25 protein-coding genes are annotated in these 21,749 nt (G+C 61.6%); 12 read left to right on the top strand and 13 right to left on the bottom strand.

What is annotated here, in order from left to right; translation table 11 throughout:
- Nucleotides 1-14: 14 nt before the first annotated feature.
- The 4 genes from AC1RP7_RS13165 to AC1RP7_RS13150 all read right to left on the bottom strand — a co-directional run bounded on the left by AC1RP7_RS13165 (nucleotide 15) and on the right by AC1RP7_RS13150 (nucleotide 5,460).
- Nucleotides 15-1,865 (bottom strand): amidohydrolase, encoded by a 1,851-nt coding sequence (locus tag AC1RP7_RS13165; RefSeq protein WP_493180772.1) that lies wholly within the window; start codon nucleotides 1,863-1,865, stop codon nucleotides 15-17.
- Nucleotides 1,866-2,013: 148 nt separating this feature from the next.
- Entirely contained in the window at nucleotides 2,014-3,036 is a 1,023-nt protein-coding gene (locus tag AC1RP7_RS13160) for a helix-turn-helix transcriptional regulator (protein WP_493181010.1), read from the bottom strand.
- A gap of 100 nt (nucleotides 3,037-3,136) precedes the next feature.
- Complete coding sequence (locus AC1RP7_RS13155) at nucleotides 3,137-3,964, bottom strand: nitrilase family protein (RefSeq protein ID WP_493180771.1); 828 nt, start codon at nucleotides 3,962-3,964, stop codon at nucleotides 3,137-3,139.
- Nucleotides 3,961-5,460, bottom strand: coding sequence for a purine-cytosine permease family protein (locus AC1RP7_RS13150; protein WP_493180770.1), 1,500 nt, complete (start codon nucleotides 5,458-5,460; stop codon nucleotides 3,961-3,963). Before AC1RP7_RS13150 ends, AC1RP7_RS13155 begins: the two co-directional genes overlap by 4 nt.
- 199 nt (nucleotides 5,461-5,659) lie before the next feature.
- Here AC1RP7_RS13150 and AC1RP7_RS13145 point away from each other — a divergent pair, with 199 nt between their 5' ends.
- Nucleotides 5,660-6,562: a LysR family transcriptional regulator gene (locus tag AC1RP7_RS13145; RefSeq protein ID WP_218496235.1), complete on the top strand. Its 903-nt coding sequence runs from the start codon at nucleotides 5,660-5,662 to the stop codon at nucleotides 6,560-6,562.
- Nucleotides 6,563-6,787: 225 nt separating this feature from the next.
- Here the strand turns inward: AC1RP7_RS13145 and AC1RP7_RS13140 are convergent, their stop codons facing one another.
- Nucleotides 6,788-7,321: a cysteine hydrolase family protein gene (locus AC1RP7_RS13140; RefSeq protein WP_493180769.1), complete on the bottom strand. Its 534-nt coding sequence runs from the start codon at nucleotides 7,319-7,321 to the stop codon at nucleotides 6,788-6,790.
- 69 nt (nucleotides 7,322-7,390) lie between these two features.
- Nucleotides 7,391-9,118, bottom strand: coding sequence for a gamma-glutamyltransferase (ggt, locus tag AC1RP7_RS13135; protein ID WP_349735593.1), 1,728 nt, complete (start codon nucleotides 9,116-9,118; stop codon nucleotides 7,391-7,393).
- Between the two features lie 136 nt (nucleotides 9,119-9,254).
- Here ggt and AC1RP7_RS13130 point away from each other — a divergent pair, with 136 nt between their 5' ends.
- A complete protein-coding gene (locus tag AC1RP7_RS13130) occupies nucleotides 9,255-9,770 on the top strand; it encodes a methylated-DNA--[protein]-cysteine S-methyltransferase (RefSeq protein ID WP_349735591.1) in 516 nt (171 codons plus the stop codon).
- A 171-nt stretch (nucleotides 9,771-9,941) separates the two neighbouring features.
- Here the strand turns inward: AC1RP7_RS13130 and AC1RP7_RS13125 are convergent, their stop codons facing one another.
- Complete coding sequence (locus tag AC1RP7_RS13125; protein ID WP_493180768.1) at nucleotides 9,942-10,535, bottom strand: NUDIX domain-containing protein; 594 nt, start codon at nucleotides 10,533-10,535, stop codon at nucleotides 9,942-9,944.
- 66 nt (nucleotides 10,536-10,601) lie between these two features.
- Nucleotides 10,602-11,039, bottom strand: a complete 438-nt coding sequence (locus AC1RP7_RS13120) for a hemerythrin domain-containing protein (RefSeq protein ID WP_349735589.1) — start codon at nucleotides 11,037-11,039, stop codon at nucleotides 10,602-10,604.
- A gap of 146 nt (nucleotides 11,040-11,185) precedes the next feature.
- Here AC1RP7_RS13120 and AC1RP7_RS13115 point away from each other — a divergent pair, with 146 nt between their 5' ends.
- On the top strand, nucleotides 11,186-11,611 hold the full coding sequence (locus AC1RP7_RS13115) for a GNAT family N-acetyltransferase (RefSeq protein ID WP_090456591.1): 426 nt from the start codon (nucleotides 11,186-11,188) through the stop codon (nucleotides 11,609-11,611).
- Nucleotides 11,612-11,741: 130 nt separating this feature from the next.
- Here the strand turns inward: AC1RP7_RS13115 and AC1RP7_RS13110 are convergent, their stop codons facing one another.
- Nucleotides 11,742-12,092: a hypothetical protein gene (locus tag AC1RP7_RS13110; RefSeq protein WP_090456593.1), complete on the bottom strand. Its 351-nt coding sequence runs from the start codon at nucleotides 12,090-12,092 to the stop codon at nucleotides 11,742-11,744.
- A 148-nt stretch (nucleotides 12,093-12,240) separates the two neighbouring features.
- Here AC1RP7_RS13110 and AC1RP7_RS13105 point away from each other — a divergent pair, with 148 nt between their 5' ends.
- From AC1RP7_RS13105 to AC1RP7_RS13065, 9 genes are all read left to right on the top strand, one after another.
- Nucleotides 12,241-12,489, top strand: a complete 249-nt coding sequence (locus AC1RP7_RS13105) for a hypothetical protein (RefSeq protein WP_008015571.1) — start codon at nucleotides 12,241-12,243, stop codon at nucleotides 12,487-12,489.
- Nucleotides 12,490-12,509: 20 nt separating this feature from the next.
- Nucleotides 12,510-12,839, top strand: a complete 330-nt coding sequence (locus AC1RP7_RS13100; protein WP_057714183.1) for a DUF6388 family protein — start codon at nucleotides 12,510-12,512, stop codon at nucleotides 12,837-12,839.
- Nucleotides 12,840-12,864: 25 nt separating this feature from the next.
- Nucleotides 12,865-13,569, top strand: coding sequence for a YoaK family protein (locus AC1RP7_RS13095; protein ID WP_154908735.1), 705 nt, complete (start codon nucleotides 12,865-12,867; stop codon nucleotides 13,567-13,569).
- Nucleotides 13,570-13,769: 200 nt separating this feature from the next.
- The gene (gene tusD / locus AC1RP7_RS13090) at nucleotides 13,770-14,162 is read left to right on the top strand and encodes a sulfurtransferase complex subunit TusD (protein ID WP_493180767.1); all 393 of its coding nucleotides are present in this window, start codon (nucleotides 13,770-13,772) and stop codon (nucleotides 14,160-14,162) included.
- Between the two features lies 1 nt (nucleotide 14,163).
- The gene (tusC, locus tag AC1RP7_RS13085) at nucleotides 14,164-14,526 is read left to right on the top strand and encodes a sulfurtransferase complex subunit TusC (RefSeq protein WP_218496218.1); all 363 of its coding nucleotides are present in this window, start codon (nucleotides 14,164-14,166) and stop codon (nucleotides 14,524-14,526) included.
- Nucleotides 14,526-14,819, top strand: a complete 294-nt coding sequence (tusB, locus tag AC1RP7_RS13080; protein ID WP_218496216.1) for a sulfurtransferase complex subunit TusB — start codon at nucleotides 14,526-14,528, stop codon at nucleotides 14,817-14,819. Before tusC ends, tusB begins: the two co-directional genes overlap by 1 nt.
- Nucleotides 14,816-15,151, top strand: a complete 336-nt coding sequence (locus tag AC1RP7_RS13075) for a TusE/DsrC/DsvC family sulfur relay protein (protein ID WP_057714179.1) — start codon at nucleotides 14,816-14,818, stop codon at nucleotides 15,149-15,151. The genes tusB and AC1RP7_RS13075 overlap by 4 nt, the downstream gene beginning before the upstream one ends.
- Entirely contained in the window at nucleotides 15,148-16,149 is a 1,002-nt protein-coding gene (locus AC1RP7_RS13070) for a glycosyl transferase family protein (RefSeq protein WP_057714178.1), read from the top strand. Before AC1RP7_RS13075 ends, AC1RP7_RS13070 begins: the two co-directional genes overlap by 4 nt.
- 91 nt (nucleotides 16,150-16,240) lie before the next feature.
- Nucleotides 16,241-17,242, top strand: a complete 1,002-nt coding sequence (locus AC1RP7_RS13065; protein ID WP_493180766.1) for a glutathione S-transferase family protein — start codon at nucleotides 16,241-16,243, stop codon at nucleotides 17,240-17,242.
- 116 nt (nucleotides 17,243-17,358) lie between these two features.
- On the opposite strand, the gene cysG is transcribed toward AC1RP7_RS13065, so the two are convergent.
- From cysG to AC1RP7_RS13045, 4 genes are read right to left on the bottom strand one after another with little or no spacing between them, the layout of a single operon-like run.
- The gene (gene cysG, locus AC1RP7_RS13060; protein WP_493180765.1) at nucleotides 17,359-18,753 is read right to left on the bottom strand and encodes a siroheme synthase CysG; all 1,395 of its coding nucleotides are present in this window, start codon (nucleotides 18,751-18,753) and stop codon (nucleotides 17,359-17,361) included.
- Nucleotides 18,754-20,034, bottom strand: a complete 1,281-nt coding sequence (serS, locus tag AC1RP7_RS13055; protein WP_057714175.1) for a serine--tRNA ligase — start codon at nucleotides 20,032-20,034, stop codon at nucleotides 18,754-18,756.
- A gap of 16 nt (nucleotides 20,035-20,050) precedes the next feature.
- Complete coding sequence (gene crcB / locus AC1RP7_RS13050; protein ID WP_057714174.1) at nucleotides 20,051-20,425, bottom strand: fluoride efflux transporter CrcB; 375 nt, start codon at nucleotides 20,423-20,425, stop codon at nucleotides 20,051-20,053.
- Nucleotides 20,425-21,747, bottom strand: a complete 1,323-nt coding sequence (locus tag AC1RP7_RS13045) for a replication-associated recombination protein A (protein WP_489847085.1) — start codon at nucleotides 21,745-21,747, stop codon at nucleotides 20,425-20,427. The genes crcB and AC1RP7_RS13045 overlap by 1 nt, the downstream gene beginning before the upstream one ends.
- Nucleotides 21,748-21,749 lie beyond the last annotated feature (2 nt).

The raw sequence follows: 21,749 nt of genomic DNA, 5'->3' as shown, positions 1-21,749 counted from the left end.
ACGCTCTCTAGTTTTTATTGGACGGATCGAGAAGTGACAACTTGGGAAACAACCTGTGGCGCCAGTCCCAGGAACGGCGCCTTGGCCCACACGACCTTGCCGCCGACCAGCGTCAGCAGCACGTCATTACGGCCCAGCTCCTCCTCGGGCACCTGCATGAAGTTCTTGTCGAGCACGATCAGGTCAGCGAACTTGCCGACTTCGACCGAGCCCAGCACCGCGTCCAGCTTCAGTTGTTCGGCGGAACTGAGGGTGATGCTGCGCAGCACCTCGGCTCGCGACAGCGCCGGATCGGCGTTGAGTCGCCCGGCATATTTGGGGCCATAGCTGTGCGGATTGCTCGGGTCGCCGGAACGGGTGACACCGACTTTCAGCGCCAGGAATTCATCCAGCGGATCGACCGGCCAATCGCTGCCAAAGGCCACGCGACCGCCGGCATGGGCGATGCTGCCCGAGGGTTCCATGCGCGCAAATCGCGCGGCACCGAGGTGATCGCTGGTACCGTCGACCGTGGACGGGGCCTGCTGCGCCCACTGGAACGACATGGTGGCCGTGACGTCCAGAGCCTTGAAACGTGCGTAATCGGCAGGGTCGACTGACTCGGCGTGAGCGATGGCCGGGCGGAAGTCTTGACCGGGCAGTTGCTGACGCACGTAGGCAACGCTGTCCAGAGCGTCGCGCACCGCACGCTCGCCGGTGGCGTGCAGGTGCGGATCGAGACCGGCCTTGACCGCTTGCAGCACCAGTGGATTGAGCACCTGCGGCGGGAAGTACAGCTCGCCCAGGTTCTTGCCCGGCGTCCACTGCGGCGCCTTGTCGGTGCCGCTGTTGTGCAGGTACGGGGTCAACATGGCGCCGGTGTCCGCCGGGGCATTGATGATGCCGTCCAAGAACAGTTTGACGTGGCGCATGCTCACGCCCGGCGCGACCTTCACGTCGCCCTGGTCGTAGGTGCTGGCCAGGGCCTTGGCCTCGGCGATGGTTTTCACCGGGTCGGCGGCCGCGGCGGCCGGGTCCAGCTTGATCGCCAGCAAGGCCCGGGCGGTCAGTTCGCCGGACTTTTGCAGACTGGTGAAGGCCTTGCCGTTTTCCGACCCCGCCAGCGCATCGAAGAAACTGGTGATGCCTTGCTGGCGCATGGCGTCGAGGGCCGCTCGCATCTGATTGAGTTTTTCCGCGTCGGTCGCCGGCGGCACCACGGCGGCCAACGATTCGGCGGCGCCGTCTTCACAAATACCGTTCGGGTTGCCGGCGCTGTCGCGTCGGTATTTGCCGTCCTCGGGGTCGGCGGTGTTCTTGTTGATCCCGGCCAGTTCCAGGCCGCGGGAGTTGGTCAGCACGGTGTGGAAATCGGTGGAGCGCACCTGGATCGGACGCTGGGTCTTGAGCGCGTCCAGGGTCGATTTGTCGGCATCGCCGTCGAGCCCGGTCATGCCCATGCGGTCCCAGCTGCCCACTTCGAGCCACACGTCCGGGCCCTTGTCCTTTTCGGCATCGAGGCAGGCCTGGATGCTTGCCTGAAACTGCGCGCGGGCCATGGTCTGGTATTTCAGGTCGCACAAGGTCATGGCTCGACCGCCATCCCCGGGGTGCATGTGTGCATCGACGAAGCCCGGCATCAGCATGCGTCCGGCCAGGTCGATCAGTTGTGTCTGCTTGCCGATGTAGCCGTCGACCCCGGCATCGCTGCCGACGTAGACGATCTTGCCACCTGAAATGGCAATGGCCTGCTGCACGGAATTCTGGCCATCGACGGTGTAGACGTAGCCATTGCGCATGACCGTGTCGGCGGGCGTCGCGCCCAACGCCACGCAGGAAAACGCCGTTGTCGATGCAACGGCGATGAACAACCTGGAAAGTCTCAAATGCCTCACCCCTGTTCTTATTGTTTTGAAGCGGCCCGAAGCGACTGCGCAAGCCCTTGTATAGACAAGGCCTACCCTATAGGGCGCAGCGCGCGAATGGACCTCTGCAAATGAGGAGGGGTCAGGCAAATAATTGAAACGGCGGGGATCAGTCCCGGCGCACGGACTCCGCCAGCGCGCCCGGCGAACGCAGGACCGAGCCCAGTTCCACCTTGCTTTTCACACCGAGTTGCAAGTAGCAATTGCGCAGGTAGGTGCGCACGGTCGACGGGCTCAAGGCGAGCATTCTGGCGATTTCCTTGTAGGAGTGGCCCGCGGCGAACAGCATCGCCGCCGTGCGCTCCCGAGGTGCCAGGCCGTCCCCGCCCGAGGGTGCTTCCAGGGACAGGATGACGTGTTCGGCGTTGGGGCTCAGGGTCAGGGCGCAGCGGCCCAGACGGATCACGCAGGGGGCTTTGGACAATTGCGCGATCACCTCCGGTGGCAGCGTGGAACCGCTCCAGCCGGGCAGTTCGCGCTGGATGGCGACGCACAACCTGGCCCCCACATAGAGCAGACTGCCGTCCATGCGCGCGACACCAAAATCACTCGCGCCGTTTTCGCTGTCGAAGCGAATCATGTCCTGCACCTGAAACCGCCACAGCTGGAACAGGTGATCGCAGAACGCCAAAAACAGCTCGGCTTCGTTCTCCTCGAACGCCTGTTCATCCTGCCCCCGGTAGAGACAGACGAAAAACATCAGGCCGCTTTCGGGCAATTCGTAGGTGATGCTCATCAAGTGATAGAGGTCGAAGCGCCGGGCGAAATCATTGACCGCCTCGCAAGGGTCGTTGAAACCCGTGTCGCATACCACCTCACCGGGACGATTGAGCGTGGCGTAGGAGAATTGATCGTTGGCCGCCACCGGATGCCATTCGGCGGCAAAGGATTCAGGAAGATTGATGCTGCCATGCATCCAGCTTTGCATGGGCACCTCAGGACCTGGTGCAGACATTTCGCCCCACCAGGCAGATGCGAAGGGCACCAGCTGACCGAATGCCTGCAGGCCATCGGCGATGAACCGCGACGCCCCGCTCTCCCGCGCCAGCCGCCCCAGGTGCAATACGCAATGATTGAACGCCTTCAGCGTGGCCAACGCCCCGTCGTCGCCGACCTTGTTCCCCTCCTCCATCATGGCGATCCCGTTCACTGCATGGTCTGTTGCCGGGACGATGCCATAGCGCCGGGAATGGCGTCCAGCTCGCCGTGACATCAGCAGTTACAACAACCGCTCAGCCGTACAACTGCGGCCGCCGGTCCCGATGCAGGTCATTGCGCGCACTGATGCGCTTGTTGCGCGCCTCGGCGAGGTTCAGGGTAGCCAGCAACAACTGCTCGCCGCCCTGCTCCGCCGGCCCCGCCAAGGGGTAACCGTCGGCATCGACGATCACCGATCCTTGCACCCAGCCAACCCCACGTTCATGGCCATAGCGATCGCATGCCGCAATGAACATGCGGTTCACCGAGGCATTGGCCTGCACCCGCAGCACTTCGGCCGGGCGCTCGGTCTGCGGCCGCGGACCGTCGGGCCAGTTGACCGGCGCGCACAACAGATCGGCCCCGGCCAACGCCGGAAGACGCACCCACTCGGGGAACTCCAGGTCGTAGCAAATCAGCATGCCGAGCCGTCCATGCACCGTTTCGACCACCGGCGGTGGCGCATCGCCGGCCGTGAAGATGTCCTTCTCGGCATCCCACAGATGCGCCTTGCGGTACACCGCGCGCAGGCCGTTGGCGTCGATCATCGCCGCGCTGTTGGCCAATTCATCAGCGGGCAGGCGCTCGCAGAAGCCGCCGACGATCACCAGGTTCAACTCACGGGCCAGGGCCTGCCACAGTTGCAAGGTCGGACCATCAACGGTTTCCGCCAGGCCCAGCGCCTCAAAGCGGTCGGCAAACAGATAGCCGCTCTGCACCAGTTCGGGCAGCACGACGACTTGCGCGCCCTGAAAGGCTGCCTGGCGAATCGCGCGTTCGGTGAGCGTGCGGTTGTAGGCCAGGTCGCCTATTTTCGGTGCCAGTTGGCAGCAGGCGACCACTGTGTTTTTAGCGTTGTTCAACGCACTGTCTCCGCAGATGAATGGGTCATGGCGACGATGTCGCTTTCGCTCAGCGCGTCGATCACCCGGCGTTCGGCGGCCAGATCAATCGAGCGACTGAGCAGGTAGTAGGTCAGCCCCGACACCACAAGCCCCACCAGCCAGGCGATGTCCACGCCTTCAAGCATCCGCGCCAGCGGACCAACGAACACTTCCTTGTTGGCCGCTGCGTTGAAGATGTAGAAGAACGGCACCATCGCGGCGAAGCCGATCAGGTACGAAACGATGCCGCGAAATTGCCAGGCGCCGTAGATGCCTTTTGGCGTGAAGAAATGCGGGATCGCATAACGGCCCTTGCGCACGAAGAAGTAGTCCACCAGGTTGACGGCGGTCCACGGCACGAGGAAGTACAGCAGCAACACCAGGAAGGTGTTCAGCAGAGCGATGCCGTCACCTTTGATCGACAGCACGCAGGTCAACAGGATGACGCTGATCACACTGATCGACAGCACACGGGCGCGGGGTGTCGGGGTGATTTTTTTGATCGAGTCGACGCCGGTCAGCAGCGTCAGCATGGCGCTGTAGGTGTTGAGCGCGATGATCGGCAGGAAGCCCGCCACCGAAACGATCACCAGCAGATTGCCCAGCCCTGGAATCATCGACGAGCCGACCTGATTCAACGCCACCAGCGCATCCGCCGCGTTCAATTGCTGCGCCAGCCAGGCACCGAGGCCGATCATCCAGCTGCCCGACAACGAGGCGCCGATGAACACCGCCGCAATCAGTTTCGTCCGGCTGGTATTTTTCGGCAGGTAACGGGAATAGTCGGACACGTAGGGTGCATAGGAAATGTTGTAGCTGGCACCGATGGCGAACAACGTGGCGAAGGCCACCCAGTTGAAGCCCAGGTCGGTTGTCGGGGTGACGCCTTCGGAACCTGCGCCGAACATCAGCGCGATGGTCACCAGTGCGTACAGCGGCAAGGTCGCCAGCAAGGCCCACTTGAAGGCCTTGTGCATCAGGTCGTGGCCGTAGATCGACAACAGTGCGCCGATCAGCACCACGGCCACGGCGACGATGGTCGGGTCGATGCCGAACACATGTTCAAGGCCGTTCATGATCAGCGAGATGTTCACCACGTTGAAACCCACGAACACAAACATCGTCGCCATCAACGCCAGGATCACCCCGCGATAACCGAACTGCGCACGGGACTGGATCATCTGCGGCAGGCCCATTTCCGGGCCCTGGGAGCCGTGGAACGCCATGAAAATGGTGCCGAACATGATGCCCAGGGCACCGGCGAGCATGGTCCACAGCGCCGACAAGCCGAGGCTCGGGCCGACAAAGCCGATGGAGATGGTGAAGAAGTGGAAATTGCCGAGGAACCAGAATGGGCCCTGGCTGCTGAGTTTGGCGTGACGTTCGTTTTCCGGAATGTAATCGATGGAGTGGCCTTCGATGGCCAACCCGCCGCTCGCCTCGGTGGCGTGCGCAGACACTGGGGAACCTGACATACGATTGTTCCTATGCTGTTGTTTGTTGTTTTTGTGGGTACAGCGCTCGCTACGACGTCCAGGTCAGGTGAAACTCCAGAAAAAGCTGACGATGACGCTGGTTTCACGGCAATGTAGGGCGTGAGTTCTGGCAGTAAAATATCGCAGGCACACTGTTCACATAGATCAGTATCTATGTAAGCGAGAATCGGGAGCCCCCATGCTGGGAACTGTAACGGAGCTGGATCTGCGTCTGATCCGGGTATTTCTGACCGTCGTCGAAGCGGGCGGCATCTCGGCGGCACAAACCGCTCTCAACACCACGCAACCCACGATCAGCGCGCAACTGGCAACGCTGGAAGCGCGGGTCGGTTTCCGCCTGTGCGAACGCGGACGTGGCGGGTTTTCGGTAACGCCCAAAGGTACTCAATTCATCGAGGCAGCCCGGCGCTTGCTGGCGGCGGCCGAGGGCTTCCGGGTGGAAGTGCAGCACATCAACCGCAAAGTCTCGGGCAGTATCAACATCGGTTTGCTAGGGCAAATCGACCCGGTGGCGAACAGGAAAATCGGCCAGGCCATTGCCCGTTTGCGGGCGCGGCACGAGGGGCTGTACTTCCACTTCACCGAGCTGTCGTCGTCGCTGCTGGAAGAAAAAATCATCAATGGCCATATCGACCTGGCCATCGGTTACTTCTGGCACCGCTTGCCCAGCATCGATTATTTCCCGCTGTTCCCGGAAACCCAGATTGCCTACTGCGCGCCCTCGCATCCACTGTTCGAGCAGGTTGGCGCGCTGACCCGGGAAGATGTCAGCGGGTTTGACTGGGTCTGGCCGAGCCATCCGTTGCCGGAAATGCCGGCCCCCACCTCCATCGAACGCCTGACCGTGCTCACCGACAGCATGGACGGCGCGGCCCTGCTGATTCTGTCTGGCCAGCACCTGGGGTTTCTGCCGCAGCACTACGCGACCCGGCATGAACAGCTGGGGCAGTTGCACCCGCTGAACCCGGATCTGCTGCGCTATGAGGTAAGTTTTCATGCGGCGGTGCGGCATTCGGCGCGGCAGCGGGACCTGGTGAGTGCGTTCCTGAACGAGCTGATCGAGATTTTCGGAGCGGTGTAGGTCCTGTGGGAGCGGTGGGTCAGTCAACCCGATGCTGGCTGTAATGACGCCATCGCGAGCAAGCTCGCTCCCACGGGGTTAGTGGGTGTACGCAACATCTTCCAGCAACCGAAATCACTGTGGGAGCGAGCTTGCTCGCGATAGCGGTGGTTCAGCCGACATCAATGCTGGCTGTAATGACGTCATCGCGAGCAAGCTCGCTCCCACAGGGGAAATGCGGTGGTTTCAGAAGTGGATATCCTTGGCCGGAACCACGTCGATCCGCGCCACGGAACCGGTCAGGTGCGCCAGGTCCTTGTTGTGCTCGGAAATGATGTCTTCGGCGGTCAGGTTGCCGTTGTCGACGGTGGAATGTGCGTCTGCCGCCAACACCACGTCGTAGCCCAGCTTCAGGGCCTGGCGCACGGTGGCGTTGACGCAATAGTCGGTCTGCAGGCCGCAGATGACCAGGCGTTCGAAGTCCTGTACCGGCACCAACTGTTGCAGGTTGGTCTGATAGAACGAATCCCCGGTGGTCTTGCGCACGCGGTGGTCCTTTGGCGAGGTTTGCAGCCCTTCCGCCACTTGCCAGCCGGCAGCGTCATGCGCCAGCGGACTGCCCGCTTCTTCATGCTGGATCAGCACCACCGGAACGCCGGCCTTGCGCGCCCGGGCAGACAGGTCATTGATGGTGTTGATGACCCGTCCAATCTCGAAGCACTCGTACTCCCCGGAACACAAAGCCTGTTGGACATCGATGATTAACAACGCAGTGGTCATGATTTCCTTCCTTGATATGTCGAGGGGTCAGGAGACGAACATAAGCCCGTCCCCCTCCAGACACAACCCTCAATAACCCAGAGACAACCCGGTGTTACGCCGTGGGTCGTTCGCCCCGTAGAAACGGTTATTGCCTACCGGTTTGCCACCCAGGGATGGCGCGCCGACAAGGATCGCCGCCAGGTGGTTGGCATCCTGGGGACCGGTGAACTTGTGGCCCCAGCTCTCGAGGATTTTCACCGTGTCCGGGCTGGTGGTGAAGGTTTCCAGGTTGGTCTCCTCCGGCAGCCACTGTTGGTGGAAACGCGGTGCATCCACCGCCTCCTGGATGTTCATGCCGTAGTCGATCACGTTGAGCATGGTCAGCAATGTCGCGGTGATGATGCGGCTGCCGCCCGGAGTGCCGACCACCATCACCACTTTGCCGTCCTTGGTGACGATGGTCGGGCTCATGGATGACAGCGGCGCTTTGCCGGGCGCGATGGCGTTGGCCTCGCCCTGCACCAGGCCGTACATGTTCGGTACGCCGATCTTCGAGGTGAAGTCGTCCATTTCATCGTTGAGGATGACCCCGGTCTTGCTCGCCATCACGCCGGCTCCGAACCAGTCGTTGAGTGTGTAGGTCACCGACACTGCGTTGCCCCACTTGTCGACGATGGAGTAATGGGTGGTGTTGCTGCCTTCATGGGGCGCTACGCCGGGCTTGAGTTCACTGGATACCGCGGCTTTTTGTGGTTTGATCGCCTCGCGCAGCTTGGTCGCGTAGTTTTTATCCAGCAGGTGGGCAATCGGGTTCTTCACGAAATCCGGGTCGCCCAGGTAACTGTTGCGGTCCACATAGGCGTGGCGCATCGCCTCGATCTGATAGTGCATGCCCTGGGCCGAGTGGTAGCCCAGTTCCTTCATCGGGTAGCCTTCGAGGATGTTCATGATCTCGCAGATCACCACGCCACCGGAGCTCGGTGGCGGTGCGGAAACCACGTGGTAGCCACGGTAGTCGCACTCGATGGGCGCCAGTTCACGGGTCTTGTATTTGTCGAGGTCGGCCTGGGTGATGATGCCCTTGTTGGCCTGACTGGAGGTGACGATGGCATCGGCCACCCAGCCTTTATAGAAACCGTCGGCGCCTTTGTCGGAGATCTCCCGCAAGGTCTTGCTCAGGTCCTTTTGCACCAGTTTCTGGCCGACCTGCATCGGCTCGCCGTTGCTCAAGAAGATCGAGCCGGAATCCTTGATGTCCTTCTTGAACATGTCGGTGGCGTAGTCCAGCAGATCGACATCCCCCTGCTCCAGCACGAAACCGTCTTCGGCCAGTTTGATGGCCGGGGCGATGATTTCCTTGCGCGGCTTGGTGCCGTACTTGGACAGCGCCAGTTCCATGCCCGAAACGGTGCCCGGCACGCCCACGGCCAGATGACCACGGGTACTCAGATCGGGGACGACGTTGCCCTCCTTGTCCAGGTACATGTTGGCGGTTGCGGCGAGAGGGGCTTTTTCACGGAAGTCGAGGAAGGTCTTGCGCCCGTCCGCCAGTTGAATGGTCATGAAACCACCGCCGCCAAGGTTGCCTGCCGCGGGGTACACCACTGCCAGCGCATAGCCGACCGCGACCGCCGCATCCACGGCATTGCCGCCGTTCTTGAGCACATCCACGCCCACATGGCTGGCCAGGTGCTGGGCCGTGACCACCATGCCATTTTCCCCGGTAGCCGGGGCCACGGAGGCGGCATGAGCAGTCAGGCAGCTGAGCGCCAAGGAGGTCGCAATCAGCGATTTGGCAAAAGGTTCGTACTTCATGAGTCGGTCTCTTCTTGTTATTAAACAGGGGAACGTTTCGAAAGCAGTAGGCAAGTATGGTCGGGATTACGTATTGCGCCTCCCCGCCGAGGCAGTATCCTTAACGCCTGTTCAGCAATTTTGCGCGAGCCCTGGCATGACCTATACCTGCACCACCGTGGCCTCCCCCGTGGGCCAGTTGAAGCTGGTCGCGAACGGCTCACGACTGGCGGCCATCCTCTGGGAAAACGACAAACCCGGGCGGGTGCGCCTGGGAGCGATGAGCGAAGCGCCGGACAATCCGATCCTGGTGCGCACGGCTGCGCAGCTACGCGAATATTTTTCCGGCACCCGCGATCGCTTCGAACTGGATCTGGATTTTGCCGGCACGGAATTTCAGAAGAAGGTCTGGGCGGCGCTGCTGACCATCCCGTTCGGCGAGACGCGCAGCTACAGCCAGATCGCCGAACAGATCGGTAACCCGGCAGCGGTCAGGGCGGTGGGTGCGGCGAATGGCAAGAACCCGATTTCGATCGTGGCGCCCTGTCATCGGGTGATTGGCGCGTCGGGCAAGCTCACCGGGTTTGCCGGTGGGCTTGAGGCGAAGGCGTTGTTGCTGACCCTGGAGGGCTGCGAGTGGTCAGGCGCCAGTCGCATGGATGATTTGTTTTAGGGACGCACTGCATCTTTGTGGCGAGGGGGCTTGCCCCCGTTGGACTGCGCAGCGGTCCCAAATCCATACACCCCTGAATTCCAGGAAGGTCGCGTTCTCCGTTTTTTTACGACTGCTTCGCAGCCGAACGGGGGCAAGCCCCCTCGCCACAAAAGCCCTTCCGCCACAGGGTCAGGTTGGGGCGAAAAGGTTTTTCATCGCCGCATACTGCAACAGCATGATGGTCTTGGCGTCGCAGATTTCGCCACGGTAAAATGCTTCGAGCGCGTCCTCGAACGTCCACTCCAGCACTTCCAGCTCTTCGGTTTCCGCCTCCAGCCCGCCACCGTCGCTGACTTTCGACTTCGCGTCGTATTCTGCAATGAAGAAGTGCAGTTTTTCCGTCACCGAACCGGGGCTCATGTACGCCTCGAACACCTTCTGCACATGGTGCACGCGGTAACCCGTCTCCTCCTCCGCTTCATCGCGGATGCGGTCTTCAGGTGCCGCGCCTTCCAGCAGCCCCGCCGCCACTTCGATCAACAGCCCATCGTGACCGTTGACGAACACCGGCAGGCGAAATTGCCGGGTCAGTACCACGCTTTTCTTTTCGCGGTTGTACAGGAGAATCGCCGCGCCATTGCCACGGTCGTAGACCTCCCGGACCTGGCGTTGCCACTCGCCGTTGTTGCGTTGGTAATCGAAGGTGATTTTCTTGAGCAGGTACCAGTCGTGGGACAATACCTGAGACTCAAGGATGTTGACCCGCTCGGCTGTGTTCGACATGACAACGCGTCCTGTGATTTGTCTGAGGGTCCACATGTTAAGTGAAAACGCACAGCCTTTGCCCCCTCAGGCAAACTGCGCCTTGTACTCCTTCTCGTATTGTCCGGCCAATGACTCTTTCTGTTTGTCGTTGAGCAGCTTGCCGGCCATCTGGAAGAACTTCTGCTCTTCTTCCTCGAGGTGATGATGCACTTTCTCCGAGAGTTTCTTCGCGGTCACCAGCCAGGCCGGGCTGGACATCTCGGTGTCGTCCAGTTCCTCCATCATTTCGTCCATTTCGTGATGTTCGGCGATGCCATGACGGCTGAGGTCGACACCGTTGTCGAGCTCCATCAACGGGATGTAGAAATGCCGCTCTTCGGCCGTGGCGTGAGCTTGCAGTTCTGACTTGAGTTGTTTGTAGGCCTCGACGCGTTCGGGGCTGTCGCCGCTGGTGTGGATCAGGGCTTTGGCGTAAGTACGTTGGCGTTCATGGCTTTCGCGCAGGGCTTCGAAAATATTCACGGCGTGTCCTCATCGGTCGCACTCTGGAATGACGCGTACTAATGAGTGACATCTGTGCGCAGGCGACGGTTCCACCTGCTTTGTCCTGATGGAACATTCGCGGCGACCACGCTAGGCTGCGGTTTCACTGCCATAAGGATATAGCCATGAACCTGCGTATCGAACTATCGCAAAACCCCACGGATGAACAACGCCAGGCCATTCTCAAACCATTGCGCGCGTACAACAGCTCGAAAGCCGAAGGCAACGTGCCCGAGCACATCGCCTTGCTGGTGCGCGACGACAACGACGAGATCCTCGGCGGCCTGCATGGCCGATTGTTTTACCAGTGGCTGTACATCGACTTGCTGGTGGTGCCGGAACAGGCCCGGGGACAGGGTCTGGGTTCGAAACTGATGCAGATGGCCGAAGACCTGGCGCGGGAACGGCGCTGCGTCGGGCTGTGGCTCGACACCTTCGAATTCCAGGCACCTGGGTTCTACAAGAAATGCGGCTACAGCGAGATCGGGCACATTGCCGATTACCCGCCGGGCCACAAGCACTTCTTCTTCCAGAAACGCTTGAGCTACTGATCCATACCGCCCCTGTAGGAGCGAGCTTGCTCGCGAAAAAAACCGGAATGCCGCAGGGTGTCAGGCATCCAGCGTTTTCGTTGACGACCATCGCGAGCAAGCTCACTCCTACAGGGGGTACAGCGTCAGATCACAGGCAAGTCGCCAACGCCGCCAAGCGGCGCTTGGCCACGAAATCGTCCTTCTGTGCGTAGTAGCTCAACACCGTGCCCGAGGCATCGGTGGTCACGTCGACGAAAGACTCCGCCGAACGGGTGTAAACCGTCGTGCCGCCCTTCTCCCCTGGTTGCAGATAGGCAGCGGCATCGACGCCGAACACGGCCTCGTCCTGCCAGGAAAACTGCACGCACTGGGCGACGTCTTTTCCCGGTTTTTCCGAGTTCAGGGTCTTGTACGGGGCCTTGGTGCGGGCGTCGTTCATCGCCGAGCCTGCGCATCCGGCCAGCAACGTCACGGCCAGCGCCACCATCAGAATTCGCATTGCATTCACTCATCAGGAAAAAGCGGACTTTATCACCCCGGCGCGCCGTACCGTTCTGCTTTACTGCATTTATACCGCGACAGCGCGCAACGATTCGCGCACCCTGTCGCGCCAATATCGTCGCATCGCACCCATGACTGGAAACCTGATGACACCTAATGCCGAGTTCTACAAACCGAGCACTGAATATGCCGACAAGCTGATCAGCCAGATCGGTCAGACGCCTTCCTGGATTGCCAAGCGAATCGGCGTCACCGACAAGCGGATTCGCTACATCCTCGACGGCGAAAGAACCGTCAAAGGCGAAACCACGCCGATCCAGATGACCTACACCGAACAGTTTGCCCTCGAATGCCTGGCGGCAGCGGCCAAGGCCAGTAAGAAGCAATCCTCGTAACCCGTTCACAAGGAGCGACCATGGCGGCAACCGAACTGCAGCATGAGCAAGCACTGAAGCGGTTTCTCGATGCGCGCCCCGAGTTGCGCGAAGAACTCGACCACCTCAACCCGCTGTTGGCCCAGGCCAAGGGTGAAACGGCGGCACAGTATCGCGAAGAACGGCTGCACGAAGCATTTGAAGCTGAAGCTGAACGCCAGCAGTTGTTCGCCTGGGAACTGACGTTGCAGTTAACTGCCGCCACGCCCCGGGACTACGAAGCGCAGCGCCTTGAAGTGCACCGGGAAGTGGCGGAAATGGCCGGCATGGACTGGCTGGAATATTGCGAGTTGAATGGGATAAAACCGTAAACACTGTTCATGGAGGCCATCGCCGATGCTGCCCAACACCGCCAGGACCCACGCCAGCCCAGGTCATTTGCACACACAGAAATGGCGCGGGCGCATAGGCTTGAGCCTGGTGGCCATGCTCTCGGTACTCGCCGGCATGACCGACGCCATCGGTTTCATGGCCAGCGGCGACTTCGTCTCGTTCATGAGCGGCAATACCACCCGGATGGCGGTCGCCATCAGTGCTGGCGACCTTGGGTTGACCCTGCGCCTGGTGATCCTCATCGCCACCTTCATCGTCGGTAACGCGCTGGGCATTATCGTCAGCCGCCTGGGCAGACGCCGGACCCTGCCCTTGTTACTGTGCATTGCCGCCCTGCTGTGCGCCGCCGCGGCCTGGTCGTATGACGAGCAACTGCCAGCCCTGCTGGCGGCGATCATCGCCATGGGCATGCTCAACGCCGCGGTGGAAGAAGTGAATGGCCTGCCGGTGGGCCTGACCTACGTTACCGGTGCCCTGTCGCGTTTCGGCCGCGGGCTGGGCCGCTGGATGCTCGGCGAGCGCCGTAGCGGCTGGCGGGTGCAGTTGATCCCATGGACAGGCATGTTCGCCGGCGCGGTACTCGGTGCCGTGCTGGAACATCACCTGGGGCTCAAGGCGTTGTTTGCCAGTGGCCTGCTGGCTGCCGGGCTCGGGGTGTTGTCGTTGAAGATCCCGCGGCGTTGGCAGTTGGGGTATATGCCGCGCTGAGTTTGGCGGCACCCATGCGGGCCTCATCGCGAGCAAGCTCGCTCCCACAAGGGATTTGCGTCGGACACAAAATCAGCAACCACCACACGTCCACTGTGGGAGCGAGCTTGCTCGCGATGGGGCCCGCCCAGACAACATCACTTTAGCCGCCCCGCCGATAAAGCATTATCATGGCGGCAGTTTCGCTGATCGAGTCCGTCATGAAGTTCGCCATCGCCGTATTTTCCGCCGCCCATGCGCCCTCCTCGCGCCGCGCCCTGCTGTTCGCCCAGGCCGCGCTGACAGGTGGGCACGAGATTGTCCGGCTGTTTTTCTATCAGGACGGCGTCTACAACGCGTCCGCCAGCGTGGTCACGCCCCAGGATGAACTGGACTTGCCCAAGCAATGGCACGCCTTTGTCAGCGACCATCAACTTGATGGCGTGGTGTGCATCGCCGCCGCGCTGCGTCGTGGCGTGTTGAACGAGGAAGAAGCCAGGCGCTATCAGCGTGAGGCTGTAGCCGTCGGCGCACCGTGGGAATTGTCCGGCCTCGGCCAATTGCATGACGCGGCGCAAGATGCCGACCGTCTGATCTGTTTCGGAGGCGCATGACATGGCCAAATCCATATTGATCATCAGCCGCCAGTCGCCATGGTCCGGCCCAGGCGCGCGGGAAGCGCTGGATATCGTGCTGGCCGGGGGCGCTTTCGATCTGCCGATCGGCCTGTTGTTTCTCGATGACGGCGTGTTCCAGCTGGCCGCCGGTCAGAACGCCAAGGCCCTGCAACAGAAAGACCTGAGCGCCAACCTGCAAGCCCTGCCGATGTTCGGTGTCGAGGAACTGTTCGCCTGCGGCGACAGCATCACCCGGCGTGGCCTGGACCCCAGCGGCCTGTCGCTGGAAGAAGCCCAGGTATTGGCCGCCCACGAAATCACCGCCCTCATTGACCGTTACGACCAGGTGATCACCCTCTGATGTCGACTTTGCATGTGTTGTCTCATTCCCCGTTCGGCGACGAACGCCTGACCAGTTGCCTGCGCGTGATCGGCGCCAACGACGGGTTGCTGTTGTCCGGTGATGCCACCTATGCGTTGCAACCAGGCACCGCGCCGTTCACTGCGCTCAGCGCACGTGGCCTGAAGCTGTTCGTGCTGGTCGAAGATGCCCAGGCCCGTGCGCTTGCGGTTCCAGACTGGGCCAGTGCCATCGATTACCCGGCCTTCGTCGAGCTGTCGATTCACTACGACAAGGTCAACAGTTGGCTATGAAGGCATTGACGGTCGGCCCCCGCGCCATCGAACTGGACAAGGACGGTTTCCTGGTCGAACTGAGTGACTGGTCCGCCGATGTGGCCAGTGCCCTGGCGGCTGCCGAAGACATCGAGTTGACGCCCGAACACTGGGAAGTCCTCGAACTGCTGCGCAGTTTCTACGCCGAATTCCAGCTGTCACCGGCCACCCGCCCGTTGATCAAGTACACCGCCCTGAAACTCGGCCCGGAAAAAGGCAACAGCCTGCACCTGAACCGACTGTTCAAAGGCACTCCCGCCAAACTCGCCGCGAAACTGGCGGGCCTGCCCAAACCGACGAATTGCTTATGACCGATTACCCAGCACTGACACTCGAAACGCCCGCCGAGCATCCGTTCGCCCAGTTCGTAAGGATCCTTGGCAAAGGCAAGCGCGGCGCCCGTGACCTGACCCGGGTCGAGGCCCGCGAAGCCATGGGCATGGTGCTCGATGAAAAGGTCGAGGAAACCCAGCTCGGCGCCTTCCTGATGCTGTTGCGGCACAAGGAAGAAAGTTTCGAGGAGATGGCGGGCTTCACCGAAGCCTTGCGCGAACGCCTGAATCCTCCGGCAATGGCAGTGGATCTGGATTGGCCGACCTATGCCGGCAAGAAGCGGCACTTGCCGTGGTATCTGCTGGCGGCCAAGTGCCTGGCGCAAAATGGCGTGCGGATTTTCATGCACGGCGGCGGCGCCCACACGGCCGGACGCTTGTACAGCGAGCAACTGCTGGGCGAATTGAACATCCCGTTGTGCCGTAACTGGCAACAGGTGGGTTCGGCGCTGGATAACGGCGGCCTGGCCTTCATGCCATTGATGGACTGGGCGCCACAGCTGCAACGCATGATCGATCTGCGCAACACCCTGGGCCTGCGCTCGCCGATCCACTCCCTGGCGCGGATCCTCAACCCACTGGGCGCCCGTTGTGGCCTGCAGAGCATTTTCCACCCGGGTTATCAGGCCGTGCATCGCGACGCCAGTGGATTGCTCGGTGATACCGCCATTGTGATCAAGGGCGATGGCGGCGAGATCGAGATCAACCCGGACGCCGACAGTCACCTGTACGGCACCACCGGGGGCGAGAGCTGGGACGAGGAATGGCCGCAGTTGTCGGCGCAGCGTCACGTCAAACCTGCCTCGCTTGATCCTGAGCATTTGAAAGCGGTCTGGCGTGGCGACGTGGTCGACAGCTACCCGCAAATGGCCCTGATCTCGACCATGGCCTTGGCCCTGCGTGGCCTTGGCCAGACCCGCGAACAGGCCTTCGAAACCGCTGAAAAATACTGGGCCGCGCGGGACAAATCGATTTAATCGATCATTCGCGCCCGATCTTTGCGCTTTTTGTTCGAACTCATCGGAATAGACTCGACTCCATCGATTATGGGTTTCGGGAGTCTTGAACATGGGTTTGTTAGTGGATGGCCGCTGGCAGGACAAGTGGTACGAAAGCAGCAAGGACGGTGCGTTCCAGCGCGAACAGGCGCAGCGTCGCAACTGGTTGACCGCTGACGGCAAGCCGGGGCCGACCGGCGTCGGCGGTTTCGCGGCTGAGCCCGGGCGCTATCACCTGTACGTTTCCCTGGCCTGTCCGTGGGCTCATCGCACACTGATCCTGCGCAAACTCAAAGGCCTCGAAAACCTGATCGACGTTTCGGTGGTCAGTTGGTTGATGCTGGAAAACGGCTGGACCTTCGACCAGCACCTGGGGTCGACCGGCGACAAGCTCGACCATTTCGAATTCATGCACCAGCGCTACACCGCCGACACCGCCGACTACACCGGTCGCGTCACCGTGCCGGTGCTGTGGGACAAACAGCAAAAGTGCATCGTCAACAATGAATCATCGGAAATCATCCGCATGTTCAATGGCGCCTTCGACGATCTGACCGGTAACGACCTGGACTTCTACCCGGCGCCGCTGCGGGGAGAAATCGATGCGTTGAACGAGCGGATTTACCCGGCGGTGAACAATGGCGTGTACCGCGCCGGGTTTGCTACCTCGCAACAGGCTTATGAACAAGCCTTCGATGAGGTGTTTGCCGAGCTGGACCGACTGGAGCTGCTGCTGGGCGCCAACCGCTATCTGGCGGGCGAGTACCTGACCGAAGCGGACATCCGCCTGTTCACCACGCTGATTCGCTTCGACGCGGTGTACTACGGTCACTTCAAGTGCAACCTGCGGCGGATTGCGGATTATCCGAACCTGTCGAACTGGCTGCGGGAGATTTACCAGTGGCCGGGGATCGCCGAGACGGTGGATTTTGAACACATCAAGAATCACTACTACGCCAGCCACCGCACCATCAACCCGACGGGTGTGGTGCCGAAAGGGCCGGCGCAGGATTTCACCGCGGCCCATGATCGGGAGCGGTTGAGTGGGAAAGGGGTTTGGCGCAAGGCCTGAGATTTTCGGAGGACTTGAAGGCCTCATCGCGAGCAAGCTCGCTCCCACAATTGATTTGTGTCGTTCACAAATCCCCTGTGGGAGCGAGCTTGCTCGCGATGGGGGCAACTCGGTCTCTAGACCTGCCCCTGAGCCCCTTCGAACCACGCCAGTTTCTCGCGCAGTTGCACCACTTCACCCACGATCACCAAGGTCGGCGCATGCACTTCATGCTCTGCCACCAGTCGTGGCAGGTCCGCCAGGGTACCGGTAAACACCCGCTGGTTGACCGTGGTGCCCTGCTGGATCAGTGCCGCCGGGGTATCGGCAGCGCGACCATGCTTGATCAACTGTTCGCAGATGATCGGCAAGCCCACCAGCCCCATGTAGAACACCAGGGTTTGCGCCGGGGCGACCAGATCGGCCCATGGCAAATCGCTGGAGCCGTCCTTGAGGTGGCCGGTGATGAAACGCACCGACTGCGCATAATCGCGGTGGGTCAGCGGAATCCCGGCATAGGCCGCGCAACCGCTGGCTGCCGTGATCCCCGGCACGACCTGGAACGGGATGCCATGGGCCGCCAGTTCTTCGATCTCCTCGCCACCACGACCGAAGATGAACGGATCGCCGCCCTTCAATCGCACCACACGCTTGCCTTGCTTGGCCAGATCCACCAATTGCTGGTTGATCTGATCCTGCGGCACCGCGTGATCGGATCGGCGCTTGCCGACGTAAACCCGCTCGGCGTCGCGACGGCACAGTTCGAGAATCGCCGGTGCCACCAAACGGTCGTACAGCACCACGTCGGCTTGCTGCATCAGACGCAATGCCTTGAACGTCAGCAGGTCGGGATCACCTGGCCCTGCGCCCACCAGATAGACCTCACCGGTCGCCACTGGCGCCTCACCATCGATTTTCGCCTGGAGCAACCGCTCGGCTTCACCGCCCTGCCCGGCCAGTTGCCGATCGGCAATCGGGCCCTGGAAAACATCTTCCCAGAACGCCCGACGCTGCTGCACATCCGGAAACAGGCCTTTTACCTGATGACGGAATCGCGCAGCCAGCCCGGCCAATTGACCGTAGGTGGAAGGAATCCAGGTTTCGATCTTGGCGCGAATCAAACGTGCCAGCACCGGCGCATCGCCGCCGCTGGACACAGCAATGATCAAGGGAGAACGGTCGACGATGGCCGGGAAGATCACGCTGCACAGGGCCGGCGCGTCCACCACGTTGACCGGCACGCAACGCCGATGGGCATCGGCGGAAACTTGTGCGTTCAGCGTTTCGTCGTCGGTGGCGGCAATGATCAGCCCGCAACCGTCCAGATCCGCCTCCGCGTAGCCACGCAACAGACACTCGCCACCGCTGCCGGCAACCAGCTCGCGCAATTGCGCTTCGATTTCAGGTGCAACCACCCGCAGCAGCGCACCGGCATCGGCAAGCAGGCGGGATTTGCGCAAGGCAATCTCCCCCCCGCCGACGACCAACACACGACTGCCGCGAAGGTTGTGAAACAGCGGCAGATAGTTCATTTAGCCGATGACCTCAAGGCCACCCATGTAGGGCTTGAGGACTTCAGGCACACGGATGGAACCGTCGGCCTGCTGATAGTTCTCGAGCACCGCGACCAGGGTACGGCCCACCGCCAGGCCGGAGCCGTTCAGGGTGTGTACCAGTTCCGGCTTGCCGGTTTCCGGGTTACGGAAACGCGCTTGCATGCGGCGGGCCTGGAAGTCGCCGCAGTTGGAGCACGACGAGATTTCGCGGTACTTGTCCTGGCTCGGGATCCACACTTCCAGGTCGTAGGTCTTGACCGCGCTGAAGCCCATGTCGCCGGTGCACAGCGCCAGGGTGCGGTAAGGCAGTTCCAGCAATTGCAGGACTTTCTCGGCGTTGGCGGTCAGGCCTTCCAGCGCTTCCATGGATTTCGATGGCTCGACGATCTGCACCATTTCAACTTTGTCGAACTGGTGCTGGCGGATCATGCCGCGAGTGTCGCGGCCCGATGCGCCGGCTTCACTGCGAAAGCACGGCGTGTGGGCGACGAACTTGATCGGCAGCAGTTTCGAATCGACGATTTCGCCGGCGACGATGTTGGTCAGCGACACTTCGGCGGTCGGGATCAGGTACAGGTCGGCTTCGCCTTCGCGCGCGATCTTGAACAGGTCTTCCTCGAACTTCGGCAGCTGGCCGGTGCCTTGCAGCGCCGGGGCCTGGACCAGATAAGGCGTGTAGGCCTCTTCGTAGCCGTGCTCGGTGACGTGCAGGTTGATCATGAACTGCGCCAGGGCGCGGTGCAGACGGGCAATCGGGCCACGCAGCAGGGCGAAACGGGCACCGGACAGCTTGGCGGCGGTTTCGAAGTCCAGCCAGCCGAACTTCTCGCCCAGGGCGACGTGGTCCTGAACCGGGAAATCGAAGGCAGTCGGGGTGCCCCAGCGGCGCACTTCGACGTTGCCGTCTTCGTCTTCGCCGACCGGTACCGATTCGTGCGGCAGGTTGGGGATACCCAGCAGGATCGAGTCCAGATCGGTCTGGATCGCGTCCAGTTCGACTTTACCCGCGCTCAATTCGCCCGCCATGCGCTCGACGTCCGCCATCAGCGGCGCGATGTCTTCGCCGCGCTGCTTGGCCTGACCGATGGATTTGGAGCGCGCATTACGTTCAGCCTGCAGTGCTTCGGTGCGGGTCTGGACGGTCTTGCGCTGTTCTTCCAGCGCTTCGATGCGCGCAACATCCAGGGTATAGCCACGGGATGCCAGGCGGTCCGCTACGTCCTGAAGGTTGCTACGTAACAGTTTGGAATCGAGCATGTCGGTTTCTCGTTTATCAAAGTTTGGTCAAGGACAGGCCGGCCCAGGTGGCAAGCAGCCCGCCGAATACGCTGAGCGCCGCATAGCCCAAGGCTAGCGGCACTTGCCCGCTTTCCAGCAGGCGCACCGTATCCAGTGAAAAGGATGAAAAAGTCGTCAGCCCCCCGAGGAAGCCAACGATCAACCCGGCACGCACCTCGATGGGCACCTCCGGGCGTATCAAAAACAGACCGTATAGAACGCCGATCAGCAAACAGCCCACGATATTAACGGCCAGCGTCGCGGTATAGAAGTGCCGAGGCCAATTCGCGTTGATCCAGTTGCCCGTGACGAAGCGCAACAACGTGCCGGCCATCCCGCCGACGGAAACCGCAACGATCAAGGGAAGCACTATTTTCTCCGCTGCCTTGGGCTTAAACGGTCGAGTTTCGCCAGGTGATTGAGTTTTTCGCCGATCTTCAACTCCAGGCCACGGGGCACGGGCTGATAGAACGGGATCGGGTCGAGTTCTTCCGGGAAATAGTCTTCGCCAGCGGCATAGGCGTCCGGCTCATCGTGGGCATAACGGTATTCATCGCCGTAGCCCAATTGTTTCATAAGCTTGGTCGGCGCGTTGCGCAGGTGCAGCGGTACCTCCAGCGAGCCGTGTTCGGCGGCGGCGCGCAATGCCGTCTTGAAGCCCATGTACACCGCGTTGCTCTTTGGCGCGCAGGCCAGATAGGTGATGGCCTGGGCCACCGCCAGCTCGCCTTCGGGGCTGCCGAGGCGCTCCTGCACCTCCCAGGCCGCCAGGCACAGGCTCAGGGCGCGGGGGTCGGCATTGCCGATGTCTTCGCTGGCCATGCGCACCACACGCCGGGCCAGGTACAAGGGGTCGCAACCGCCGTCGATCATCCGCGCGAACCAGTACAAGGCGCCGTCGGGGTTGGAGCCGCGCACCGATTTATGCAGCGCGGAAATTTGGTCGTAGAACGCTTCGCCGCCCTTGTCGAACCGCCGGCGGGTATCGCCGAGCAGGCTTTGCAGCAGGTCGGTGCCGATTTCGCTGTTGTCTTCCGCCAGGTCCGAGGCGTTTTCCAGCAGGTTGAGCAGGCGCCGACCATCGCCATCGGCGGCCGACAGCAGCATCTGGAAGCCTTCGTCGCTGAGGGTCAGGTTACGTTTACCCAGGCCACGCTCTTCGGTCAGCGCGCGGTGCACCAGTTTGCGCAGGGCCGCTTCGTCGAGGCTTTTCAGCACATAGACCCGCGCCCGCGACAGCAAGGCGTTGTTGAGTTCGAACGAGGGATTTTCCGTGGTTGCACCGATGAAAATCAGCGTACCGTCTTCGACATAGGGCAGGAACGCATCCTGCTGGGACTTGTTGAATCGATGCACTTCGTCGACGAACAGAATGGTGCGGCGGCCGTACTGCGCGGCCTGCTGCTTGGCGATTTCCACCGCCTGACGGATCTCCTTGACCCCGGCCAGCACTGCCGAGACCGTTTCGAAGTGCGCGTCCGAGACTTCCGCGAGCAATCGCGCCAGGGTGGTTTTACCCACGCCCGGCGGCCCCCAGAAAATCATCGAATGCAGGGCACCCTGCTCCAGCGCCTCGCGCAGGGGCTTGCCGCGAGCGAGCACGTGTTCCTGACCGACGTACTCGTCCAGATTGGCCGCACGCAGGCGGGCGGCCAATGGCTGGGCGATGGGGGTGCTGCGAAACAGATCCATGG

This window comes from Pseudomonas sp. GW822-FHT01E03 (assembly GCF_058802985.1).
This window is presented reverse-complemented; position numbering and strand designations above follow the sequence as displayed.

Coding starts and splice junctions, on each gene's coding strand:
- AC1RP7_RS13160 (WP_493181010.1), bottom strand. CDS start 3,036: ATGGAGGAGGGGAACAAGGTCGGCGACGACGGGGCGTTGGCCACGCTG.
- AC1RP7_RS13150 (WP_493180770.1), bottom strand. CDS start 5,460: ATGTCAGGTTCCCCAGTGTCTGCGCACGCCACCGAGGCGAGCGGCGGG.
- AC1RP7_RS13145 (WP_218496235.1), top strand. CDS start 5,660: ATGCTGGGAACTGTAACGGAGCTGGATCTGCGTCTGATCCGGGTATTT.
- AC1RP7_RS13140 (WP_493180769.1), bottom strand. CDS start 7,321: ATGACCACTGCGTTGTTAATCATCGATGTCCAACAGGCTTTGTGTTCC.
- ggt (WP_349735593.1), bottom strand. CDS start 9,118: ATGAAGTACGAACCTTTTGCCAAATCGCTGATTGCGACCTCCTTGGCG.
- AC1RP7_RS13130 (WP_349735591.1), top strand. CDS start 9,255: ATGACCTATACCTGCACCACCGTGGCCTCCCCCGTGGGCCAGTTGAAG.
- AC1RP7_RS13125 (WP_493180768.1), bottom strand. CDS start 10,535: ATGTCGAACACAGCCGAGCGGGTCAACATCCTTGAGTCTCAGGTATTG.
- AC1RP7_RS13115 (WP_090456591.1), top strand. CDS start 11,186: ATGAACCTGCGTATCGAACTATCGCAAAACCCCACGGATGAACAACGC.
- AC1RP7_RS13110 (WP_090456593.1), bottom strand. CDS start 12,092: ATGCGAATTCTGATGGTGGCGCTGGCCGTGACGTTGCTGGCCGGATGC.
- AC1RP7_RS13105 (WP_008015571.1), top strand. CDS start 12,241: ATGACACCTAATGCCGAGTTCTACAAACCGAGCACTGAATATGCCGAC.
- AC1RP7_RS13100 (WP_057714183.1), top strand. CDS start 12,510: ATGGCGGCAACCGAACTGCAGCATGAGCAAGCACTGAAGCGGTTTCTC.
- AC1RP7_RS13095 (WP_154908735.1), top strand. CDS start 12,865: ATGCTGCCCAACACCGCCAGGACCCACGCCAGCCCAGGTCATTTGCAC.
- tusD (WP_493180767.1), top strand. CDS start 13,770: ATGAAGTTCGCCATCGCCGTATTTTCCGCCGCCCATGCGCCCTCCTCG.
- tusC (WP_218496218.1), top strand. CDS start 14,164: ATGGCCAAATCCATATTGATCATCAGCCGCCAGTCGCCATGGTCCGGC.
- tusB (WP_218496216.1), top strand. CDS start 14,526: ATGTCGACTTTGCATGTGTTGTCTCATTCCCCGTTCGGCGACGAACGC.
- AC1RP7_RS13075 (WP_057714179.1), top strand. CDS start 14,816: ATGAAGGCATTGACGGTCGGCCCCCGCGCCATCGAACTGGACAAGGAC.
- AC1RP7_RS13070 (WP_057714178.1), top strand. CDS start 15,148: ATGACCGATTACCCAGCACTGACACTCGAAACGCCCGCCGAGCATCCG.
- AC1RP7_RS13065 (WP_493180766.1), top strand. CDS start 16,241: ATGGGTTTGTTAGTGGATGGCCGCTGGCAGGACAAGTGGTACGAAAGC.
- cysG (WP_493180765.1), bottom strand. CDS start 18,753: ATGAACTATCTGCCGCTGTTTCACAACCTTCGCGGCAGTCGTGTGTTG.
- serS (WP_057714175.1), bottom strand. CDS start 20,034: ATGCTCGATTCCAAACTGTTACGTAGCAACCTTCAGGACGTAGCGGAC.
- AC1RP7_RS13045 (WP_489847085.1), bottom strand. CDS start 21,747: ATGGATCTGTTTCGCAGCACCCCCATCGCCCAGCCATTGGCCGCCCGC.